The sequence below is a fragment of the Curtobacterium sp. MCBA15_013 genome, from assembly GCF_001865095.1.
GTDB lineage: Bacteria > Actinomycetota > Actinomycetes > Actinomycetales > Microbacteriaceae > Curtobacterium.
Genome location: NZ_MJGQ01000030.1, coordinates 5,191 through 5,856, shown reverse-complemented (window position 1 = coordinate 5,856; position 666 = coordinate 5,191). Strand labels below are relative to the sequence as shown.

Annotated in this window: 1 protein-coding gene; it reads left to right on the top strand. The window is 68.3% G+C overall.

Annotation, left to right across the window (positions count from 1 at the left end):
- On the top strand, positions 1-638 hold a 638-nt coding region (gene ppk2, locus BIV01_RS12830), incomplete at its 5' end, for a polyphosphate kinase 2 (RefSeq protein ID WP_071303089.1).
- Between the last annotated feature and the right edge of the window lie 28 nt (positions 639-666).

Genomic DNA, 666 nt, shown 5'->3' with positions numbered 1-666 from the left:
GTCGCGACGCCGCGGGCAAGGGCGGCACCATCAAGCGGTTCACGGAGCACCTCAACCCCCGGACCTCCCGCGTCGTCGCGCTGAGCAAGCCGAGCGAACGCGAGCGCGGGGAGTGGTACTTCCAGCGCTACGTGCAGTACCTGCCGTCGGCGGGCGAGATGGTCCTGTTCGACCGCTCCTGGTACAACCGCGCCGGTGTCGAGCGTGTGATGGGGTTCTGCTCCGACGACGAGTACGAGTCCTTCATGACGCAGGTGCCGCAGTTCGAGCGGATGCTCGTCGACTCCGGCATCCACCTCACGAAGTTCTGGTTCTCGGTCACCCGCCGCGAGCAGCGCACCCGGTTCGCGATCCGGCAGCTCGACCCCGTGCGGCGGTGGAAGCTGTCCGACATCGACCTGCTTTCGCTCGACCGGTGGGACGAGTACACCGAGGCGAAGACCGCCATGTTCGCCCGGACGAGCAAGCGGTACGCACCGTGGACCATCGTCCGGTCGAACGACAAGAAGCGCGCCCGCCTGAACGCGATGCGGTACTTCCTGACGCAGTTCGACTACCCGGACAAGGCGGTGGACGTGATCGGCCGGCCCGATCCGCTCATCGTCCGGCGCGGGAAGCGGGACGTCGACGTGGAGTAGGAGCGGCCAGGAGGCGCGGCGCCGGCCC